Annotated in this window: 16 protein-coding genes; 4 read left to right on the top strand and 12 right to left on the bottom strand. The window is 63.9% G+C overall.

The genetic code is table 11. The features are described 5' to 3' along the window. Positions 1–6: 6 nt before the first annotated feature. From NMB41_RS00835 to NMB41_RS00810, 6 genes are all read right to left on the bottom strand, one after another. Positions 7–1548, bottom strand: a complete 1542-nt coding sequence (locus NMB41_RS00835; protein WP_494380609.1) for a type II and III secretion system protein family protein — start codon at positions 1546–1548, stop codon at positions 7–9. A gap of 25 nt (positions 1549–1573) precedes the next feature. Further along, the gene (gene cpaB / locus NMB41_RS00830) at positions 1574–2434 is read right to left on the bottom strand and encodes a Flp pilus assembly protein CpaB (RefSeq protein WP_494380608.1); all 861 of its coding nucleotides are present in this window, start codon (positions 2432–2434) and stop codon (positions 1574–1576) included. Beyond that, the gene (locus NMB41_RS00825; RefSeq protein ID WP_494380607.1) at positions 2431–3870 is read right to left on the bottom strand and encodes an ATP-binding protein; all 1440 of its coding nucleotides are present in this window, start codon (positions 3868–3870) and stop codon (positions 2431–2433) included. The genes cpaB and NMB41_RS00825 overlap by 4 nt, the downstream gene beginning before the upstream one ends. A 102-nt stretch (positions 3871–3972) precedes the next feature. Then, the gene (locus NMB41_RS00820; RefSeq protein WP_494380606.1) at positions 3973–4506 is read right to left on the bottom strand and encodes an A24 family peptidase; all 534 of its coding nucleotides are present in this window, start codon (positions 4504–4506) and stop codon (positions 3973–3975) included. Between the two features lie 54 nt (positions 4507–4560). Then, positions 4561–4746 (bottom strand): Flp family type IVb pilin, encoded by a 186-nt coding sequence (locus NMB41_RS00815; protein ID WP_494380605.1) that lies wholly within the window; start codon positions 4744–4746, stop codon positions 4561–4563. Between the two features lie 65 nt (positions 4747–4811). Then, positions 4812–4997, bottom strand: a complete 186-nt coding sequence (locus tag NMB41_RS00810; RefSeq protein WP_494380604.1) for a Flp family type IVb pilin — start codon at positions 4995–4997, stop codon at positions 4812–4814. A gap of 348 nt (positions 4998–5345) precedes the next feature. Between NMB41_RS00810 and NMB41_RS00805 the strand changes: the two genes are divergently transcribed. Beyond that, the gene (locus NMB41_RS00805) at positions 5346–6386 is read left to right on the top strand and encodes a GGDEF domain-containing protein (RefSeq protein WP_494380603.1); all 1041 of its coding nucleotides are present in this window, start codon (positions 5346–5348) and stop codon (positions 6384–6386) included. Here the strand turns inward: NMB41_RS00805 and NMB41_RS00800 are convergent. Continuing rightward, positions 6383–7603, bottom strand: coding sequence for an HD-GYP domain-containing protein (locus NMB41_RS00800; protein WP_494380602.1), 1221 nt, complete (start codon positions 7601–7603; stop codon positions 6383–6385). The genes NMB41_RS00805 and NMB41_RS00800 overlap by 4 nt on opposite strands. A 123-nt stretch (positions 7604–7726) precedes the next feature. Here NMB41_RS00800 and NMB41_RS00795 point away from each other — a divergent pair, with 123 nt between their 5' ends. From NMB41_RS00795 to icmF, 3 genes are all read left to right on the top strand, one after another. Beyond that, positions 7727–8659 (top strand): LysR substrate-binding domain-containing protein, encoded by a 933-nt coding sequence (locus tag NMB41_RS00795; RefSeq protein WP_494380601.1) that lies wholly within the window; start codon positions 7727–7729, stop codon positions 8657–8659. A gap of 199 nt (positions 8660–8858) precedes the next feature. Then, positions 8859–12416: an indolepyruvate ferredoxin oxidoreductase family protein gene (locus NMB41_RS00790; RefSeq protein WP_494380600.1), complete on the top strand. Its 3558-nt coding sequence runs from the start codon at positions 8859–8861 to the stop codon at positions 12414–12416. A 238-nt stretch (positions 12417–12654) separates the two neighbouring features. Continuing rightward, complete coding sequence (gene icmF, locus NMB41_RS00785; protein WP_494380599.1) at positions 12655–15942, top strand: fused isobutyryl-CoA mutase/GTPase IcmF; 3288 nt, start codon at positions 12655–12657, stop codon at positions 15940–15942. Positions 15943–15964: 22 nt separating this feature from the next. On the opposite strand, the gene NMB41_RS00780 is transcribed toward icmF, so the two are convergent. From NMB41_RS00780 to NMB41_RS00760, 5 genes are all read right to left on the bottom strand, one after another. Next, positions 15965–17164, bottom strand: a complete 1200-nt coding sequence (locus NMB41_RS00780) for an FAD-dependent oxidoreductase (protein WP_494380598.1) — start codon at positions 17162–17164, stop codon at positions 15965–15967. A gap of 53 nt (positions 17165–17217) precedes the next feature. Further along, the gene (locus NMB41_RS00775; RefSeq protein WP_494380597.1) at positions 17218–18468 is read right to left on the bottom strand and encodes an MFS transporter; all 1251 of its coding nucleotides are present in this window, start codon (positions 18466–18468) and stop codon (positions 17218–17220) included. A gap of 32 nt (positions 18469–18500) precedes the next feature. After that, positions 18501–19142, bottom strand: coding sequence for a beta-phosphoglucomutase (gene pgmB, locus NMB41_RS00770; protein WP_494380596.1), 642 nt, complete (start codon positions 19140–19142; stop codon positions 18501–18503). Then, positions 19139–21481, bottom strand: a complete 2343-nt coding sequence (locus tag NMB41_RS00765) for a glycoside hydrolase family 65 protein (protein WP_494380595.1) — start codon at positions 21479–21481, stop codon at positions 19139–19141. Before NMB41_RS00765 ends, pgmB begins: the two co-directional genes overlap by 4 nt. A gap of 102 nt (positions 21482–21583) precedes the next feature. Continuing rightward, positions 21584–22594, bottom strand: a complete 1011-nt coding sequence (locus NMB41_RS00760) for a LacI family DNA-binding transcriptional regulator (RefSeq protein WP_494380594.1) — start codon at positions 22592–22594, stop codon at positions 21584–21586. Positions 22595–22706 lie beyond the last annotated feature (112 nt).

Here is a 22706-nt window from a genome sequence, read left to right as displayed (position 1 = left end):
CGCCTCCTATTTGAGTTCGAAACCGTCGACGCTCTGGCCGGTACGCGCGACTGGCGCGGGCATTTCTGCCTTGCTTTCCAGGCGCCCGCCCAGCATCAGGGCGGCGCGCGACGGGGCATCGACGCCGTCGGTCGGCAAGGCATAGCCGGTGGCCGTCAGCGGCTTGACCAGGCGCGCCGTGATCACGAAGACGAGTTCGGTACGGTCTTGCTGAAAATCAGTGCTGCGAAACAGCGCGCCAAGCACCGGAACCTCGCCCAGTCCCGGGAGCCCTTTCAGGCTGGTGACCAGGTTATTCTTGATCAGGCCGCCGATGGCGAAGCTTTGCCCGTCGTAAAGCTGGACCGTGGTGCTGGCCCGGCGCGTGGTCACGACCGGCAAGATCGCGCCCGCGGACATGCCCGACGCATTGATACCGATCCCTTCACGCGACAGCTCCGAGACTTCGGGCGCGACGCGCAGGTTGATCCGGCCGCCACTGAGCACCGTCGGGGTAAATCGCAGCCCCACGCCGTATTCCTTTTCTTCCAACGTGATTTTGTTGTTGTCCTGTGCGACCGGAATATAAAACTTGCCGCCGGCGAGAAAACTGCCTTCCTGGCCGCTGATGGCCATGACGTTCGGCTCGGCCAGCACCCGCACCAGGCTGTCCTGCCTCTGGGCGGCGACGCCATACCCATTGCCGTCCGTGCGCCCGGAAACCAGGCCGGTTTTCAAGGTGCCACTCAGGAAGTTCGTCGCCAGCGCGGTTGCCCAACTGCCCGAACCGAAAAATTTCCAGTTCACGCCTGTCTCGAGCTTTTCGAGCAGGTTTTTCGACACTTCGGCCACCTTCACTTCGAGCTGCACCTGCTGGGGAGCCGCCACACCGAGCAGGTTGACCAGGCGCAGGTTGGGACCGCCGCCGCCCGCCGCGCCCGCCGCGTTCGGCGCCAGTTCCTTCGGCACCGCGCCCAGCGGACGTAGTGGACGGCGCACGTAGGCGCTGGCCAGTTCGGCGGCGTGGGCCAGTGCCGCGGAGTCCGAGACGGTCCCGGTCAGCACCAGCGAATCGGCCGCCGCCACGACGCGGATGTCTTTTTCCTCGGGCATGACCGCGGCCAGCGTTGCTTGCAGCGCGCTGGGATCCATCGACACCGTGATATCGAGCACGCTGCACAAGCCGCTACGGCCCTGGATGATCATATTGGTGGTGCCGACATCGATGCCGGCGATGTACATCGTGTCCGCCGACACCAGCATCGCCTGCACCACTTCCGGGTTGCCGACGCTGCGGTTCTGGACCGCTTCGGGCAGGCGCATCAGGGTCGATTTACCCATCTGCAGCGCCACCTGCGCAGGACGCGCCGCTTCGCCGCTGCAGCGCGGCCCGGTACCGTTGCGTTCGCCAGCGGCCGGTGCAGCATCGGCCTGGGGCGTGACGCGGGCAGCGTGCGCGGCCCCGGCCAGCGCCAGCGCTGCGCTGCCAAGCGCACATTGGCGCAGCAGCAAACCCAAGCCGACGCGCGGACGGATGGAGTAGGCGGACGGTTTTGAACTGGAGTTCATGATTTCACCTGACACGGTAAAGGGATCAGAGGCACTCTTGCGAGGAATGCAGGCCGTTGATGACGGAGACGCAATTGCGTCGCACGGGTGGCGTGGCGACCCGCAGTACCGTGGGCTTCTCGGGACGGCGCGGCATAGCGGCCGGCTTCGGTGGCACTGGCTTGACGATAGGCGCGGCCACCGGCAGCAAGGTCAGCTTGGTCGCGCCTTCGGTCTGCGCCGATAGCGGATCGACCTGGTTGCGCAGCGCCAGCGACAGCGTGCCCACACTGCGCGCCAGGTCGAGTTTCTCGGCCTGTTCCGGCGTGACCTCGAGCGTGACGGCATTCACCACACGCGGCTTGGTTTCGTCGCGGTTGACTTCCTGTGCCACCGCCAGCACCAGGATGCGTTCGAGGACGATCTTCGAAATACTTTCTTCGCGTGCGTTGGTCTCGGGGCTCGGGTCCTTCTGGGTGCTGACGATGATGTCGACATAATTTCCCGGCAGCGTAAAGCCAGCCACGCCGATGACGTCGTTGACGCGCACCGTGATCGCGCGCTTGCCTTCGGTGATCAAGGCCGACAGTCCACCGAGCGTGCCGGCCGGCGCCAGTTTGGCTTCGCTCACCGGCTCGCCCGCCAGCAAGCTGCTCTTGAGCACCCGGCCGGTCAGCTTCGCCGGATCGGTGAATGCACCCTTGGGCACGCTGTCGGCGGGCCATTCGGCGAGCTTGACCATCTCCGGCGTCAAACGCTGGCCGAGGTTGATATCGGTCGCCGCCACCGCGATGTGCCCGGCGCTGGAGGTCGGCTGCAGCAGCAGCCAGCGTGAAGCGAGGATCACGGCGGTCAGGCCGAACAGAATGGCAATGGCCATCACGACAAGGGCACGCTTGTTTTTCATGGTTCGATTCCTGCGACGGGGCACGAGGCCGGGGCGCTGCCGCTGGTACAGATACTGTTCCACGCCTGCTCCAGGGCAGCAATCGTCAGGCGGGGTTCGGTGCCGGCAAAACCGGCGAAATCGAGCACGCGGCCGAGCAGCTCGTGCGGATAGCAAGCCAGCAGCGGCGTGCCGTTGGCGCGGTGCAGGTGCCTGACCAGGTGATCGAGCATGGCCTCGTCGCAATCGAGGCCATGCAAGCGGCTGGCACGGCGCATCAATGCGCGGTAGCCTGGCTCGGCCAGCGGCCCCATGCCGATGCGGTAAGCGATACGGCGCAGGAAAGCCGGATCGAAGACGCTGGCCGGTGCCTGGTTGGTAACGAGCACGAGCATCGCGTCGAATGGCATGCTCTCCCCATGTCCGCCCGCCACCAGACGCGCCGGAGCGCCGTCGAGCATGCCGAGCCAGGTGGCGAGCAGTTCGGCCAGCGGCGTACGGCCACGCCCGATATCGTCGAGAACGAGGATGCCATTGTTGGCCTGCAGTTGCAGCGGGGCGTGATGGATGCCGCTGTCGGGATCGGGGTGCAGCGTGAGCATGGCCGCATCGAGTTCAGCGCCGGCATGCACCAGCGGACGCTGGCAGATGGCCCAGCGCGCGTCGCAGCTGCGCCGTTCTTCCTGCTGCTGGCGTCCCAGCGGCAGCGGCGCCGGATGACGCAGCGGATCGTGGAACGGCACGATCCGTTCTCCGACCAGGATCGCATACGGCACGGCGACCGCCCCTGGCAGCAGGCGCGCCAGCTTGCGCGCCAATGTGGTCTTGCCGGAACCGGTCGGGCCATGCAGCAACAGCGGCCGCTGCGCATGCAGCGCCGCCCCCAGCACCTCGCACAAGGCCGGATCGAGCCCGTCGTCGGCCAGCATGGCCGCGAGTGCGCCCGGTGCCGTTGCGTATGAAGGAGACGCGGGCCGGCCGCCTTGCCGTTGCGCGTGGCGCAGGACTGGCCGGCGCAGCGACTGGCGCTCGACCATCGCGCGATAGGCGTCGAGCGTTACCGGAACGGCGCCGATATACGGCGAGTGGGCCAGGCAATCGAGCGCGGCGCGTTGACCGATCGGCGTCAACTGGTACTGGACATCGATATCCGAGTCGCCCGACCAGGCGACTTCGGCTTGCTGCTCGACCGTGATGGCGCCCAGCACTTCACGCAACACACTGATCGACAGGCGCAGTTTCCCGGCCAGGAGCGGCAAGGGCGCGCGCCCGGTCACATGCAAGGTCTTGAGCACAAGGCCGGACAACAAGCGCAGGTCGAGCCCCGTATCGGCGACTGTCCTTGGCTGGCGCGGCAAAATCGCGGCGATTTCGACCTCCCCTGGTGGCAGGGCGGGCACACCCGGCGCCATACCGGTAACGGCCGCAGACGCCGCGAAAGACAGCGCTTCGCTCATCGTAGTTCTCCTTGCATTTACGAGGGCACATTCCCTCGAGACATCGAATTCATTCTAGCCACCAGGTCTTCCAAGCCATTGAGCCGCAGCAAGCCGTTACCGTTACGGAAGATGACTTTGTGCTAACAGCCAGAGCGTACTCAAGGCGATGGCAAGTCCATATGGCATCGAGCCCACGCTCGGGCGGGCCAGCGCGCTGTCCGGGGTCGGCGGCCCGAGGCGTAGCAGTTGGGACAACAGCAGCGTGCGCAAGTTGACGCAGGCATCTCCCCAGCGCCGCGTCATCAAGATCATCACCACCGCCATCACCCCACCCAGGCACCAGGTCAGGACGCAGGCAAGTGCCGTTTCTTCAGGCCCAAGGAAGAGGCCGACGGTTGCCATCAGCTTGACGTCGCCGGCTGCCATGCCGCGCACCACGTACAGCGGCAGGAACAGGATGAAACCGATGGCCGCACCGCCCAGTGCACGCGCCAGGCCATCGAGGGGAGCGGTGTCGCACAGGTGCAGGCCGAACACGCCGCACCATGCGAGCAGCAGGAAAAGATTCGGGATTTTGCGGATGGACAAGTCGGTTACAGCCGCACCGACAACGAGAATGATTAACAGCAAGTCGAGCCAGGTCGAAATCGGCATGATCAAGCTCCCAAAAAAGCCCTCAGGACCGAATCCGAGGGCGAACGGGCCTAATTACGCGACAGCAGCAGCCAGTCGGTTCACGATGTTATTGAACGCCGAGCTGATACCGGTACCCAGCGCTTGCGCGGCAACCGCCACACCGACGCCAACCAGCGCAGCAATCAGGGCATACTCGATGGCGGTGACACCATCTTCGTCAGCGAAGAACGCTTGCACAGCGGTAGAGATCGTTTTCATAAAAACTCCATGTGGTCAAAAAAAAAAGCCCTCCGGACCGCAATCCGGAGGGCGAACGGGCCTAATTACGCAACAGCAGTAGCCAGACGGTTCACGATGTTATTGAACGCCGAGCTAATACCAGTACCCAAGGCTTTTGCGGCAACCGCCACACCGACACCAACCAGCGCAGCGATCAGGGCATACTCGATGGCAGTGACACCATCTTCGTCAGCGAAGAAAGCTTGCACAGCGGTAGAGATCGTTTTCATGAAAACTCCATATGGTGGTTTATAAGAACAACCCTGCAGCGGTAGCACTTCCCTTGACGTCGCCAACTGCGCTTCGCCGTTTCCGTTGCAGTGAGTTCACTATAAAATATGATGCCGTACGGCAAGTTGATTTAAGGCAAGCTTTCTCAGTAGAATTAATTTCCTATATAAAACATTGATGCGGGGCGCATGTGGCGCGATGTGTCGCCTGAAACGCCAAAAAGACGCGCGCAAATATTGCTCGGATAACAAAAAGGGATTATCCTGTTTCGCTTGCTCTTAGGAAATTTCGGTGGCCGCGCCGGCCTGGGAGAGCCGTGCCGTGTTGATTACATTTCTGAGAATGACATGGATTCCCTTCTGAAACACATGGTGGACATGACCGGCCACCGCGACCATGCGATGCTCGACATCTCCGTGGTGGCGGCAGTGCAGGAGCTGGCCGCCGCCGCGCACACGCGGGTGTTGTCCATCACCACCGTCGGCGCCTGCCAATATGTGCGGGTGCGTGCCAGCATCGGCAGCGGCGGCGCCGCACGCATCGAGGATCTGCACGACAGCGGCGCGCCTGGCCAGCCGCTGGACGCCTATCCGGACCTGGCGGCCTGCCTGGCGCGCCACGACACCAGCGTCGAAACCTGCGGTCCCGGTTGTACGCGCACCCTGTGGCTACCGATCTGGTTCGGCGACAAGGCCGACACCTGCCTCGAAATCGTGCGCGACGCGCCCTTCCCCGCCGACACCATCCACATGATTGCCGGCATCGTCGGCGTCTACCGCAATTTCCAGAATCTGCTCGACTACAGCGAACGCGATTCGCTCACTGGCCTGCTCAACCGCAAGACCTTCGAAGACCAGCTGGCGCGGGTGCTGCAATGCCCGGCCGAACTGGAGCCGCCGCTACCGGGCCAGCTTGAACGGCGCTGCAATCAGGAAGAAGAAAAGGGATGGCTGGCCGTTGTCGATGTCGACCATTTCAAGATGGTGAACGACACCTTCGGCCACTTGTATGGGGATGAAGTGCTGATCCTGATCGCGAACCAGCTGCAAGCATCGTTTCGCGCCCAGGACCGGGTGTTTCGCTTCGGCGGAGAAGAATTCGTGGTCCTGCTGCGCTCGACGACGCTGGAAAACGCGCGCCGCATCATCGACCGCTTCCGCGGCAATGTCGAAACCTACCAGTTCCCGCAGGTGGGACAGGTCACGGTGAGTATCGGCTTTGTCAGCATCAACCCCTACGATTCTCCCGTGGTCACGCTCGGCCATGCCGACCAGGCCCTGTACTACGCCAAGACCCACGGCCGCAACCAGGCCTGCCATTACAACGAGCTGGTCGAGCGCGGGCTGCTGCAGACGGTGACGTCGAACGACACCGCCGAGTTCTTTTAAGACACCAGCAGGAACTTGTTCGGATCGACGCGCCATTTATCCGGCGACTCGTGACTCACGATCTTGTCGCCGCCGCCAAAACCAAGTGCGCGCGACAGGTCGAGCAGCTCCGGGCGAATGTACATCTGCTTCTTGGTATTGAAGAACACATTCACCTTCGGCGTGAGCAGGTTGCTCTCGTGCGGCTCCACCACCACCCCCAGGCGCCCCGATTCGAGCATCACCATCGTGCCGACCGGATAAATGCCGACGCAGCGCATGAATTCCTGGGCCATCGCCGGATTGAAGTGGAACTTGCTCCACTCGTAAATCTTGCGCAGTGCCTCGGCCGCCGACATGCCCTTGTGGTAGCTGCGGTCCGAGGTAATGGCGTCGTAGACGTCGACGATCGCCGCCATCTGCGCCAGTTCCGAAATCTCGCCCTCGTTCTGCATTTCCGGATACCCGCTGCCATCGCGCCGCTCGTGGTGGTGCAGGGTGATGTCGAGGGGAATGGCGCCGATTTCCGGCGTCTGGCGCAGGATGTCGTAACCGTCGCGCGGGTGCTTCTTGATGATCGCGAATTCCTCGTCGGTCAGGCGCCCGGGCTTGTTCAGGATGGAATCGGGCACCAGCGCCTTGCCGGTGTCATGCAGCAAGCCGCCGACGCCAGCCTGGTAAATCGTTTCCTCGTCCAGGCCGCGCGAGCGGCAGAAGGCCACCAGCAAGGTGCACACACTGACCGAATGAAGGAAGGTATAGTCGTCCTTGGTCTTGATGCGCATCAGGCTGAGCAAGGCGCCGTTATTGCGCAGGATCGATTCGGTGATGCTCTGCACGACCGGCGAGACATTTTCCATCTCGACCGCTTTACCAAGACGCGCATCCTGCATCACCGTGCGCACCAGGTGCACTGCCTGGCGCCGGATGCCGACGGCGCGCTGCATCTCGTCGCCCAGCGAAGTGCGCACCAGGTTGACGGGTTTGCTAGCAATCGCCGTTACCTCGGCTTCGGTCTTGGCCTGGGCTTCTGCAAGCGTCGGCGCGGCCTCGACATCGATGCCCTTGGCGCAGTCGATGACGACGTTGCGGATGCCGGCACGGGTAATCTTGCGGATTTCATCGTCGGTACTGAGGACGAACTTGGCGCGCACGAAGGGGTGTTCCATCCAGCCGCAGTCGAGGTCGTGGATGGCCATGCCCACGCGCAACTGGGAGGAATCGATTTTCTTGAGCATTGCTACAATCCAACGATATGTTAATCTCCGCCACCGCGACGGACTACCTAGTATAGCAAGTATGTTTCCGAGAATAAACTTTTCGTCATTTAAGTGTTGCAACTAGGCACAAGTTGATTCTTCATGGAATTACGACAACTTCGTTATTTTGTTGCCATCGTCGATCACGGGTCGCTCTCGCGCGCTGCCCTCGTGCTGCACGTGGCGCAACCGGCGCTCACCCAGCAGCTGCGCCAGCTGGAAGAAGAACTCGGCGCCCAGCTGCTGCACCGTTCCGCGCATGGCGTGCTCAGCACCGATGCGGGCAAAGTCTTTTACGAACACGCCCAGGCCATCCTGAAACAGGTGGCCGACGCCCGCTCGGCGGTCACCCAGTCCACTACCCGTCCCTCGGGCAGCGTCTCGCTCGGCCTGCCGCACAGCATTTCCGGAGCGCTGGCCCTGCCCCTGCTCACCGCCGCCCGGGCAACCTATCCCGAAATCACGCTGCAGCTGACCGAAGAGATCTCGGGCAGCCTGACCGACCAGTTGAAATCCGGCCGCCTGAACCTGGCGGTCCTGTTCGACGATGGCCAGCTCGGGGCCTTCGAGACCACGCCCCTGGTGCAGGAAGACCTGATGTACATCTGCCGCGCCGATTCCACGGCCAGGCCGGTGGGGCCGGCAATCGCACTCGGTGCGGCGCTCGCCACGACCCTGATCCTGCCGGCCCAGCAGCACGGCGTGCGCCCGCTGATCGAGCAGGCGGCGTCCAGCGCCGGCCTGGCCCTGACTAACCTGATTGAAATCAACTCGATCGCGATCCTGAAGTCGGCCCTGCTGGCCGACATGGGCGCCACCCTCCTGCCGCTGGCGCCGCTGCGGGCCGAGATCGAAAGCGGCTTATTGACCGCGACCCCGGTCGAGCACCCGCCGATCCGGCGCAGCGTCACCCTCTGCGCCTCGCGCAATATCCCGCTGACGAATGCGGCCGCGGCCATCAGCCGCCTGGTACGACAGGTTACCGAAACGCTGTGCGCGAATGGCGGCTGGCCCGGTGCGCGACTTCGTGAATAACTGCTATCATTTTTTCTTATACCCCTATCCGCATTCCCTATTTCCCCTGCTAGCGGGAAGGTCATACACTCCACGCGCCTGTTGAACCGACCCGGTTCGGACAGGCGATCGCCCACCGCGATACCACCCCGCCGTCGATAACGCGCCTACCCGGTGTGTTCGACGCGGCGGGATCTCTCGAATACCCATGGAGTCCGTCATGCCCGATACCGTCGCGCCGCAAGCTGCGCAGGATGTTATTTCGTCCCGCCTCACCACCGTCACCCTCGACGATAAATACACCGCGAAATCGGGCAACATCTTCCTGTCGGGTATCCAGGCCCTGGTGCGCCTGCCGATGATGCAGCGCGAGCGCGACGCCGCCGCCGGCCTGAACACCGCCGGCTTCGTGTCCGGCTACCGCGGCTCGCCCCTGGGCGGACTCGACGAGACCCTGTGGAAAGCGAAAACCCATCTGGAAGCGAGCCATGTCCAGTTCGTACCGGGCGTGAACGAAGACCTGGCCGCCACCGCCGTCTGGGGCACGCAAACGGTCGACCTGATCGGCCCGACCAAATACGACGGCGTGTTCGCCATGTGGTACGGCAAGGGCCCGGGCGTCGACCGCTGCGGCGACGTCTTCAAACACATGAACCATGCCGGCACCGCGCAACACGGCGGCGTGCTGCTGGTGGCCGGCGACGACCACGGCGCCTATTCCTCGACCCTGCCGCACCAGTCCGACCACATCTTCTCGGCCTGCATGATCCCGGTGCTCTACCCGTGCAACGTGCAGGAATACCTCGACCTCGGCGTGCACGGCTGGGCCATGTCGCGTTTCTCCGGCTGCGCCGTCGCCTTCAAAGCGCTGGCCGACACGGTCGAATCGAGCGCCTCGGTCGACGCCAACCCGCAGCGCGTGCAAGTGAAGCTGCCGCAGGATTTCGCCATGCCCGAAGGCGGCCTGAATACGCGTTTATCGTCGGTCCCGCTGGGCCAGCAGGCGCGCAATCAGGAAGCGCTGATGCAGGACTATAAAATCTACGCAGCCCTCGCCTACGCCCGCGAAAACAAACTCAATCACACCACCATCGACAGCCCGAACGCGAAGCTCGGCATCATCGCCTCGGGTAAATCCTATCTCGACGTGCTGGAAGCGCTGGAAGAACTGGGCATCGACGAAACCATGGCCGCGAAGGTCGGCCTGCGCCTGTTCAAGGTCGCGATGATCTGGCCGCTGGAACCGGAAGGCGTGCGCGAATTCGCGCAGGGCCTGGACGAAATCCTGGTAGTCGAAGAAAAGCGGCAAGTCGTCGAATACCAATTGAAGGAGCAGCTCTACAACTGGCGCGACGACGTGCGCCCGCACATCATCGGCAAGTTCGACGACAAGGGCGAGTGGGTCGCCCCGCGCGGCGACTGGCTGCTGCCGCCAAAAGCCGATTTCTCGGTGGCCCAGGTCGCCCGCGTGATCGCCGGCCGCATCGCGCGCCTGATCACCGACGAAGCGACGCGTGACTTGATCAAGGCGCGCCTGGCCTTCCTCGACGCCAAAGACGCCGTGCTGCAAAAGGCGATCACCACGCCCTTCCGCCCGGCGTTTTACTGCTCCGGCTGCCCGCACAATACCTCGACCAAGGTGCCGGAAGGCTCCTTCGCGCTGGCCGGTATCGGCTGCCACGTGATGGCGACCTCGATCTACCCGGAGATGAACAAGCTGACCACCCACATGGGCGGCGAAGGCGCGCCCTGGATCGGCCAGGCCGCCTTCTCGAAAGTGCCGCACGTGTTCCAGAACCTGGGCGACGGCACCTATTTCCACTCGGGCTACCTGGCCGTGCGCGCCGCCGTCTCGGCCAAGGTCAACATCACCTATAAAATCCTGTACAACGACGCGGTCGCGATGACCGGCGGCCAGCCGGTCGACGGCCAGACCTCGGTGCCGATGATCGCCCAGCAGATGGCGGCCGAAGGCGTGAAACGCATCGCGCTGGTGACCGAAGATTTATCCCGCTACGCAGACCGTTCGTCCCTGCCTGCCCTCGTCACCCTGCACGACCGCAAGGAGATGGACGACATCCAGCGTGAACTGCGAGACCTGCCGGGCGTGACCGTCATCATCTACGACCAGACCTGCGCCGCCGAAAAGCGCCGCCGCCGTAAAAAAGGCGAGTTCCCCGACCTGCCAAAGCGCATGGTCATCAACGAAGCCGTCTGCGAAGGCTGCGGCGATTGCGGCATCCAGTCGAACTGCGTCTCGATCCTGCCGAAAGAGACGGACTTCGGCCGCAAGCGCACCATCGACCAGTCGTCCTGCAACAAGGATTACTCCTGCGCCAAGGGCTTCTGCCCGAGCTTCGTCACCGTCGAAGGCGGCACGCTGAAAAAGAGCAAGGCCGGCGTCACGAAAGGCGATAGCGATGACGGCTGGGGCGCGCTGCCCGAGCCAGTGCTGCCGTCGATCGAGCACCCGTACAACATCCTGATCAACGGTATCGGCGGCACCGGCGTCATCACCGTCGGCGCGCTGATGGGCATGGCCGCGCACCTGGAAGCCAAGGGCGCCTCGGTGCTGGACATGACCGGCATGAGCCAGAAGAACGGTTCCGTCACCTCGCACGTGAAAATCGCGGCCACGCCCGAGCGCCTGCGCGCCCAGCGCATCGCCACCGGCGAAGCGGATCTTGTATTGGGCTGCGACATGCTGACCACCGGCGCGGCCGATGCGATTTCCAAAATGCGTCCGGGCCGTACGCTGGCCATCGTCAACCTGCACGAGCAGCCGACCGGCACCTTCGCCCAGAACGCCGACTGGCAGTTCCCGGCCGACGACGTGCGCGGCCTGATCGTGGAAGCGGTCGGCGGCGTTGACGGCGCCGACTTCGTCGATGCGACCAAGCTGGCCACTGCCTTGATGGGCGACTCGATCGCAACGAATCTGTTCCTGATGGGTTACGCCTGGCAGAAGGGCCGCATCCCGCTGCTTGAGGCCTCGCTGATGCGCGCGATCGAACTCAATGGCGTCGCGGTTGCCTCGAACAAGAAGAGCTTCCTCTGGGGCCGCCGCGCCGCGCTCGACGTTAAACGCGTCGAGAAGGTCGCCACGCCAACCCAGGCCGTGCTGGTGCAGATGCCGCAAAGCCTGGAGACCGTCATCAAGAAGCGCGTCGACACCTTGACCGCCTATCAGGACGCGGCCTACGCCGGCGTCTACGCCGAGCTGGTCGAGCGCGTGCGTGCGGCCGAAACGGCTGCAGGCCTGGGCAACAAGCTGTCGCTGGCGGTCGCCAAGTACTACTTCAAGCTGATGGCCTACAAGGACGAATACGAAGTGGCGCGCCTGTACACCGACGGCCGCTTCCTCGAGCAGGTGAAATCCCAGTTCGAAGGCGACTTCAAGTTCAAGCTGAACCTGGCGCCGCCGCTGTTCGCGAAGAAGGATGCCAAGGGCCAGCTGGTGAAAGCCGAATTCGGTCCGTGGATGCTGAAGGCTTTCAGCGTGCTGGCGAAATTCAAGGGCCTGCGCGGCGGCGCCTTCGACGTGTTCGGCCATACCGCCGAGCGCAAGATGGAGCGCGCGCTGATCGTCGAATACCGTGCGATGATCGAGGCGCTGCTGCCCTCGCTGAACGCTGCGTCGTATGCCACTGCCGTCGAGCTGGCGAACCTGCCCGAACAGATCCGCGGCTTCGGCCACGTGAAGGAAAAGGCGGTCGAAGCCTTCCGTGTGCGCAAGGCGGAGCTGCTTTCGGGCAACGTCATCAAGCGCGCAGCCTGATCGCCACGTGACGTAATACGTAGGGACGTAGGGTGGGCGGGTCTCCCGCCCACGCGTTCAACCGGGCGCAGATACTTCGCGAAAGATCAAACGCCCGTTGAACGCGTGGGCGGGAAACCTGCCCACCCTACGGGTCAAGCCCGAACACCGCGTTACCTTACATCCTGAACTTGACGTTAACGTTAACGTCATATACCGTACAAATCGACCCTGTCCGCTTCCGACCAGAAGGAACTCCATGAACGACATCACCACCGCCGCCAAGCTCGAGCTGCCGGAGCAGCCGAAGCTCGCCAACAAGGTCCGCTTCGTCACCGCCGCGTCGCTGTTCGACGGCCACGATGCCTCGATTAACATCATGCGCCGCATCCTGCAGTCGAACGGCGTCGAAGTCATCCACCTCGGCCACAACCGTTCGGTCGACGACGTCGTCACCGCGGCCCTGGCCGAAGACGTGCAGGGCATCGCCATCTCCAGCTACCAGGGTGGCCACGTCGAATATTTCAAGTACATGATCGACCTGCTGCGCCAGCGCGGCGGCGCGCACATCAAAGTGTTCGGCGGCGGCGGCGGCGTGATCGTCGCGTCCGAAATCGAAGAACTGCACGCCTATGGCGTGACCCGCATCTTCAGCCCGGAAGACGGCCAGCGCATGGGACTGGTCGGCATGATCCGTTCGATGATCGAAGCCTGCGACATCGACCTCTCGCCCTACGCACCGACCACGATCGACGCATTGCAAAACGGCGACATCGCCGAACGCCACCGCCCGCTGGCCCAGCTGATCACCGCACTGGAAAACGGCAAAGTCGACCCCGAGCTGCGCAAGCAGATCGTCGAAGCGGCCGATACATTAAAAGTGCCGGCGCTCGGCATCACCGGCACCGGCGGCGCCGGCAAATCCTCGCTCACCGATGAACTCATTCGCCGCATCCGTCTCGACCAGAACGACCGCCTGAACATCGCCGTGATTTCGATCGACCCGTCGCGCCGCAAGTCGGGCGGCGCCCTGCTCGGCGACCGCATCCGCATGAACGCGATCGCCCCGTGGAATGGCGTCAGCCGCGTCTTCATGCGCTCGCTCGCCACGCGCGAAGCGGGTTCCGAAATTTCGCACGCGCTGCCGGACGTGATCGCCGCCTGTAAGGTCGCCGGTTTCGACCTGGTCATCGTCGAGACTTCCGGCATCGGCCAGGGCGACGCGGCGATTGTGCCGCACGTCGACGCCTCAATGTATGTGATGACCCCGGAATTCGGCGCCGCCTCGCAGCTGGAGAAAATCGACATGCTCGATTTCGCCGATTTTATTGCGATCAACAAGTTCGACCGCAAGGGCGCGCAAGACGCGCTGCGCGACGTGGCCAAGCAGTACCAGCGCAACCGCGAACTGTGGAGCCAGAGCCCGGACCAGATGCCGGTCTTCGGTACGCAAGCCTCGCGCTTCAACGACGACGGCGTGACCGCCCTGTACCACGGCCTGCTGCCGAAACTGGCCGAACTCGGTCTGCACATCGAGTCATCGAAACTGGCCGTCCCGCCGCAAAAGCATTCGAGCGGCAAGAACGTGATCGTGCCGCCGGCCCGCGCGCGCTACCTGGCCGAGATCTCGGACACCGTGCGCGGCTACCACAAGAACACGGCGAAACAGGTGAAGCTGGCACGCGAGCGCCAGCAGCTCAGCGAAACCAAGCGCATGCTGGCCGCCGCGAACCGCGAAGTGGTCCTGGACGACCTGATCACCGAGCGCGACAACGCGATGGAAGCCGGCGCCAAGAAGCTGCTGGCCATGTGGCCCGACATGCAGGCCGCCTACGCCGGCGACGATTACGTCGTCAAAATCCGCGACAAGGAAATTCGCACCACTTTGGTGCAAAAAACCCTGTCCGGCACCACCATCCGTAAAGTCGCGCTGCCGAAGTTCGAGGACCACGGCGAAGTGCTGCGCTTCCTGATGCTGGAGAACGTGCCGGGCTCCTTCCCGTTCACGGCCGGCGTGTTCGCCTTCAAACGCGAAGGCGAAGACCCGACCCGCATGTTCGCCGGCGAAGGCGACGCCTTCCGCACCAACAAGCGTTTTAAATTGGTCTCGACCGGGATGGATGCAAAACGCCTGTCGACCGCCTTCGATTCGGTCACGCTGTACGGCGCCGATCCTGCGCTGCGTCCTGACATCTACGGCAAGGTCGGCAACTCGGGCGTCTCGATCGCGACCCTGGACGACATGAAGGTGCTGTACGACGGCTTCGATTTGTGCAGCCCAAGCACGTCCGTCTCAATGACGATCAACGGCCCGGCGCCGACCATCCTGGCGATGTTCATGAACACCGCCATCGACCAGCAGATCGACAAGTTCGTCGCCGACAACGGTCGCCAGCCAACCTCCGACGAAGCGCAGAAGATCAAGGAATGGGTGCTGGCCAACGTGCGCGGCACCGTGCAGGCCGACATTCTGAAGGAAGACCAGGGCCAGAACACCTGCATCTTCTCGACCGAGTTTTCGCTGAAGGTCATGGGCGACATCCAGGAGTATTTCGTGCACCACCAGGTGCGCAATTTTTACTCGGTGTCGATCTCGGGCTACCACATCGCCGAAGCCGGCGCGAACCCGATCTCGCAGCTGGCGTTTACGCTGTCGAACGGTTTTACGTTTGTCGAAGCCTACCTGGCGCGCGGCATGCACATCGACGACTTCGCACCGAACCTGTCGTTCTTCTTCTCGAACGGCATGGACCCGGAATACACGGTGCTGGGCCGTGTCGCCCGCCGCATCTGGGCCGTGGCCATGCGCGACAAGTACGGCGCCAACGACCGCTCGCAAAAGCTGAAATACCACATCCAGACCTCGGGCCGCTCGCTGCACGCGCAGGAGATCGATTTCAACGACATCCGCACCACGCTGCAAGCCCTGATCGCGATCTACGACAACTGCAACTCGCTGCACACCAACGCGTATGACGAAGCGATCACCACGCCGACCGACGAATCCGTGCGGCGCGCATTAGCCATTCAATTGATCATCAACCGCGAATGGGGCCTGGCCAAGAACGAAAACCCGAACCAGGGTTCCTTCATCATGGACGAACTGACCGACATGGTCGAAGAAGCCGTGCTGCAGGAATTCGAGCGCATCGCCGAACGCGGCGGCGTGCTGGGTGCGATGGAAACCGGCTACCAGCGCGGCAAGATCCAGGAAGAGTCGATGCTCTACGAGCACAAGAAGCACGACGGCTCGCTGCCCATCATCGGCGTCAACACCTTCCGCAATCCAAAGGGCGCGGAAGCCCCGGCGACGATCGAACTGGCCCGTTCGACCGACGACGAAAAGCAGTCGCAACTGTCGCGCCTGGACGCCTTCCACCAGCAGCACGCCAGCGAAGCGCCGGCCGCGCTGGCAGCCCTGCAGCAAGCCGCGATCGACAACCTGAACGTGTTCGAAAAGCTGATGGATGCCGTGCGCGTCTGCTCGCTGGGCCAGATCACGACCGCGCTGTTCGAAGTGGGTGGCCAGTACCGCCGCAATATGTAAAATCTGCGCTACCCGCTGCAGCTCAATCCCCCCGCAAGGCCTCCGTGGCCTGCGGGGGGATTTGTTTTTGCGCGCCCGGCGCCGCAAGGCTGCGCACCATCAGGCGCTGGATGCCGGGCAGTTTCAGGCCAACCGCAAACATCAGGTCGCGCCACAAGCCATTGCTGTCGGCCTGGAAGCAGGGCGTCAGCGCGCGGCTGAGCAGCTGGTAGTTGCGCACGGCGCACAGCCGCTGGCGCGAATAGGCGGCGGCGCCGGCAATCGCGCCGTGCCGCGCCACCGCGCTGGCCAGCGCCAGTGCGTCCTGCACCGCCAGCGTGCTGCCCAGGCCGAGCTGGGGACTCATCGCGTGCGCGGCGTCGCCGATCACGCAGACCGGCCCGTCGGCCAGCCGCCTGGCGCGCGCGTGGTGGTAGGTGGCGAGGGTGAACTGGTCGTGGCGCACGATCTGGTCGACCACGGCGCCCGATTCCGGCCACAGCGCGAGCAATCCGTCCTTCCACTCCTGCAGCGGGCGCGCCTGCCAGGCAGCGTAGTCGGCGCAGGGCAAGCTCCAGAACATCGACAGGCGCAGTTTGTCTCCCACGCGCGCGGTCGGCATCAGGCCGAACATTTTGCGGGTGGCGTGGTAGCGCTGCTCGAGCAAGGCTTGTCCCGGCCAGTCGGCGACATCGAACATCGCCCACAAGGCCCCCCATCTGTAGACCGTGGAGGCCACCGACAGCCCGACCTGGGCCGGCAGCGCCGAGGCGGCGCCGTCGGCAATCGCCACCAGGTCGAAGGTGGACACGGTCGACGCCGCGTGCACGCTGGCCCGCTCGCCCTCGACCGTGATGGCATCGACCGCGCTGGCATAGCGCACACGCACGCCCAGCGCCAATGCGGCTTCGAGCAGCACCCCGGACAGCGCCGTCCGGCTCACGCCGCGTGCTTCCATTCCGTCATAGGGAATGTCGACCAGGGTCCAGTTGCGGTGGCAGGTGCCGAGCAGGCGGGTGACGGGCACACTGGCCGCGTGGAAGGCCGCTCCCACGCCGAGCGCGTCGAGGGCGGCGATCCCTTGCGGCTGGATCAGGACACCGGCGCCGAGGGGACGCATGGCGGGGTGCTTCTCGAACACCGTGACGGCATGGCCGGCACGGGCCAGGGCAATCGCGCTCGCCAGGCCGGCGGTGCCGGCCCCGACGATTCCGATCTCTAGAGGGTTGCTATTTGGCATCATCCTGCCATTCTAGAACAGCCCGGCACCGCCGGAGCGGCGCCATCGCAACAAACTCAGGCGGTCTTGCCCACGACTTCCCCGCCCTGCTCCACCTGGCGGCGGAAGAAGAACAGGGTGATTAACATGAGCGCGATCGGCACCAGCGTCAGGTAAAACGCGAAGTGGCCGCTGAAATTGCCGAACACATAGCCCGTGATGAAGGAGCCCGTGGTGCCGCCCAATGCCGAGAAGATCACGAGCAGGCCCGTCATGCTGGAATGCTGGTTCTTCGGCAGGGAGCTGAGCATGACCGAATTGATGCCCGGGTAGATCGGCGCCATGAACAGGCCGATCAAAGGAAACAGGAAGGTCGCCAGCGGCGCATTGGCCCAGTTGACGTTGGCGCCGATGTCCAGGTCGCGCGTCAGCGGCAGGGCCAGCAACACCATCGCCGCCATGCCGATCACGCAGGCGTTCATCACCGTGTACCAGTGCACCTTGCGCATCACGACGCCGGCCGACAGGCGCCCGATCGCCAGGCAGGCTGCAAAGATGCTGGCCACCTGCACGCTCATCGCCGCCGGCAGTTTCAGGATTTCGTTGTTAAACGTTGGCAGCCAGGTGCCGACGCTCTGCTCGATCAGCACGTAGAGGAAGGCGGTCAGCACGAACACGCAGACCAGCGGCTTGAAGAAGAGCTTGAACATCGCGCAGAAATCGTCCCAGCGGCTGCGGCCGGCCGGCAGCTGGGCATCGCTTTCGTCGAAGGGGGTCGTCGCCAGCAGGACGAAGGTCAGCGCGCACAGGGCGCCCAGCAGCCAGTACACCTGCAGCCAGCTCTGCGACTTCGGATTGCTTGAGTCAATGAAGTGGGCGAACACCCAGTAGGCGCTCAGCACGCCGACCATGAAGAAACCCTCGAGGGTATTCATGATGCTGGCATGGTGCTTGCGGTCCGTTGCGATCAGCCCCAGCGTCGAATACACCGACACTTTGACCAGTGCAAACGCCACGCCCACGCACAGGAACAGCATCTTCGTCGTCAAGAAGCTCGGCACGAGCGGCATGGCGACGCAGGCCGCGGTGACGATCGCCAGGGCGACCAGCATCGCCTTCTTGTAGCCCAGGCGCGGCAGGAAGGACGCCACCATGAAGGACACGGCCGCGATTGGCAAGTCCTTGAAGGCCTCCAGGATGCTGGCGCCCGATTTGCTCACGTCGTAGTTGTTGATGACCTGCAGGATCACCGTGCCGACGCTGTTGAGCAGGATCGCGAAGACGAAGTAGATCAGGAATAAGGCCAATAAAATGCGCTGGTTTTTCACGCTGTCTCCCGTATTTTTATGATGTGGGCGTGTCAGTAGTCGCCGAGGCGGAATTCGGCGAGGCTCGGGATCACCCGGTCGGCCTGGGTCAGCACGGCCGGGCTGCCCACGCCAAGCGCGAACATCCCGGCCGACTTGATCGAGGCCACGCCGGCAACCGCGTCTTCCACGCCGAGGCAGTCACCAGGCGCCACACCCAGCGCGGCTGCCGCGTTCAGGAAGATCTCCGGATGCGGCTTGCTGTTGGCGATCAGCGCGGCGTCGACGACGTAGTCGAAGCGCTCGCGAATGCCGAGACGGTCCAGCACCGTAAACGCGTTCTTGCTGACCGAGGCCAGGCCGATTTTCAGGCCCGCCGCGCGCACCGCGGCCAGCGCCTCGATCGCGCCCGGCAGCAGGTCGGCCTGGCTCATGGCCGCGATCAGCTCCACGTACTGCCTGTTCTTGCGATCGGCCAGCGCCAGCTTCTGCTCCATCGAATACGTTTTCGAGGAACTGGCCAGGATCAGGTTCAATGAACCCATGCGATCGACGCCCTTCAAATTTTCGTTGAAGGCGTGATCGAAGTGCACGCCTTCCGATTCGGCCAGCGCGTGCCAGGCCAGGTAGTGGTAATGGGCCGTGTCGGTGATGACGCCATCGAGATCGAATACGACTGCTTTAAAGCGGCTCATGCTTGCGCCTCCATCGGAATGCGGGCGTTCGGCGCCGCGCGGGTCAGGGCCACGGGCTGGCCGAGGTGGGTAAATTCGAGCAGATCGCCGGCCAGCAGCGTGTACTCGGCCGCATCGCCAATGATGCGCACCTGCAGTTGCGCGCCGCGCAGCTGGATCTTGAACTGGTAGTGCTGCCACTGTTTCGGCAGGGTCGGCGCAAAGCGCAGCGCGCCATCCGAGACGCGCATGCCGGCAAAGCCGTAGGCCACGCCCATCCAGGTGCCGGCCATCGCCGCCGTGTGCACGCCGTAGTGGGTGTTGCCGTGGGTGTCGTCCAGGTCCAGGCGCGCCGTCTCCATGAAGTAGTCGTAGGCCTTGTCGTGGTAGCCCACTTCCGAGGCGATGATGCTGAAGATGCAGGACGAGAGCGACGAATCGTGCGTGGTGACGGCTTCGTAGTAATCGAAGTCGCGCCGCTTGTCGTGGATCGAAAACTCGTTCGACAGCAGCAGCAGCGCCAGCACCACGTCGGCCTGCTTGCACACCTGGTGGCGGTAGATCACCATCGGGTGGTAGTTCAGCAGCAGCGGGTAATTCTCTTTCGGCGTGTTCGCGAAATCCCAGGCTTTTTTCGACAGGAAGCTGTCGTCCTGCTCGTGGATGCCGAGCTTGCCGTCGTAGGGCAGGTGCATGCGCGCGGCGGCATCGCGCCAGAGCGCAATTTCCTCGCTCGTGACGCCGGTGAGGCCGGCCACGCGTGCAAACTCGCCGGCGCGCTCGTGCGCCAGCTGGTCGGCCATGTCGGCGGCAAAGCGCAGGTGCATGCGCGCCATCGCGTTTGTGTAGTAGTTGTTGTTCACCAGCGCCGTGTATTCGTCCGGGCCAGTCACTTCGTTGATGCAGAAGCGCCCTTCGCGGTCATTGCTGCCGATGCCGATCCAGATGCGCGCCGTCTCCATCACGATTTCCAGGCCTGCCTGCGCCATGTAATCGAGATCGCCCGTGGCCTCGTAATACGATTTGATCGAGTAGGCGATGTCGGCGTTGATGTGGTACTGCGCGGTCCCGGCCGGAAAATAGGCGGAGCACTCGCCGCCGGCGATCGTGCGCCATGGGTACAAAGCCCCCTTGTCGTGCGACATCTGGCGTGCGCGTTCGCGTGCCTGTTCCAGGCCGGCGTAGCGGTATTCCAGGAGTTTACGGGCGATCTCCGGCTTCGAGTACAGGAAGAAGGGGAAAATATAGATTTCGGTATCCCAGAAGTAGTGGCCTTCATAGCCCTCTCCTGTCACGCCCTTGGCGGCGATGTTGGTGCGCCCGTCGCGCCCGACCGATTGCAGCAGGTGGTACTCATTAAAACGGATACCCTGCTGGAGCGCGTCGTCGCCCGCGATCTCGACGTCGGCGCTGGCCCAGAAGTCGGTCAGAAAAGCCGCTTGCGACGCACACAGTGCTTCGAAGCCGGCCGCCGTGGCGCCGGCCAGCGTCTCGCGTGCGCGCGCCAGCAATTCGCCTTCCGGATAGTCGCGCGAGGAGTGGTAGCTGCCGTACTTGGTCAGGCGCAGGGTCCGGCCTTCGACCGCGTCGCAAACAAACGCCTGGCCGGCGCGCTGGCCTTCCTGCCAGGGCCTTGCTACCGCGCCTGCGATGACGGTCTCGATCGCGCTCACCAGCATGAAACCGCTGTTGTGGGTGCGCTGCACGAGGGCCGAGAAGGCGCCGTCCTGTTCGGTCGACACCGTCTGCAGGGCCGGCCCCGACACGGCCGAGCCGACGCGCGGATCGTCGCCCGCTTCCTGGTTTTTCACCGCGCCGTCGACGAAGGAGCGCAAGCTGACCGTGCCCGAAAAATTCAGGGGCGTCAGTTCGATCTCGATCGCGAACAGGTGTTTATTCGCCAGCGAGACGACGCGCCGGCTGCGCAGGGCGATGCGCTTGCCGCCCGGCGCGGTCCACTCGAGCGAACGCACCAGCACGCCGGTGCGCAGGTCGAGCATGCGTTCGTACTGTCCCAGCGTGCCCGTGAGCGGATCGAAGCGCTCGCCGTCGATCTCGATGCTGACGCCCTTCGCGTTCGGGACGTTGAGCATGAACTGGTTGGTCTTGGCCAGCGCGAAGGCCGCTTCCGGATAGACGATCGGCTCCGATTCGTAGAAGCCATTCAAATAGGTGCCGTCGAGCGAGGTGCCGGCCGGGCCGGTATAGCCCTCTTCGCCGGTGCCGCGCAGGCCGATGTAGCCATTACCGAGCGCGAACAGGGTCTCGCGCAGGAAGTGGGAGCTGGTATCGAAACCGGTCTCGCGGATGCACCACGGATCCAATGGAAGGGTAAAGCTTGGGCTGTCGGATGGCTGCACGGCGAGTCCTCAAAACGGTATGACGGTGGGTCGAAGTCGAAACACGGCAGGCATGCGCACGCGCGGATGCCTGGGGTGAAAGATGAAATGGGTGGTGAAAAATCAGGTCTGGCGCACGATCAGCCTGGTGGGCAAGGTCTCGGAGGCGACCGGCTCGTCATTGAGCAGCGCCAGCATCTTGCGTCCCAACAGGACGCCGCCGTCGCGCAGGTCCTGGTGCACGCTGGTGAGCGGCGGCACGAAACTGGCTGCGCCCGGCGTATCGTCGTAGCCGATGACCGAGACGGTGTCGGGCACGCGCAGGCCGTGTTCGGCCAGGGCCCGGATCGCGCCCATGGCCAGCAGATCGCTGGCGGCGAACACGCCATCGACGGCGCCCGCGCCCTTCTTCTTGAGCAGCGCCGTCATGCTTTCGAAACCGGCTTCGAAAGTAAACGCTTTCGGGCGCACGATGTGGACGATGCCGTTGCCGCGCATGGCCTCGATGAAGCCGGCGCAGCGGCTTTGCACTTCGGCGTGGTCGACGTCGCCGAGGAACACCAGCTTGCGCCGGCGCTGCTCGATGAAGCGCGCCGCGGCGCTGGCGCCGCCGGCATGGTTGTCGCTGCCGACCACCACATACGATTCGCTCGCTTCCGGCGCGCCCCACACGACCAGCGGCAAGCCGGCCTTCTGCAATACCTTGACCGCTTCGCCGTGCGAACCCTGGCCCAGCAAAATCATGCCATCGGCGCCGCGCACCGGCGCGCTGTCGAGCAGCTGGCGCGAAGTCAGGACGACGGTGTAGCCGGCGGCGGTCAATTCTTCGGTGATGCCCCCCAACAGGGCGAGCGGATACGGATCCGACATCGGCCGGCCTTTGACGGGTGTCATTTCCACCACAACGGCCACCGAATTGCTGCGGCCCATGCGCAGGTTGCGCGCGCTGATGTTCAGGCGGTAGCCCTGCTCTTCGGCGATGCGGCGCACCTTGTCGCGCGTCTTGTCCGTCACGAGCGGGCTGTTGCGCAGGGCGCGCGAGACCGTGATCGTGGAGACGCCGGCCAAGGCGGCCAGGTCTTCCATCGTCATGCCGGCTTCGCTGCTGCGCTTTGAAATTTTGTTGGTCGCCATCGGTGCTCGTGTAGGAAAAAATCTGCTCTGCGGCAAATTATGACAGATTTAAATGACAGCGGAACGCCAAATGACATCGATAACAATTTTATTGACATCGATATCATTCCTT

The organism is Massilia sp. FBCC-B171, from assembly GCF_059134155.1.
This window is presented reverse-complemented; position numbering and strand designations above follow the sequence as displayed.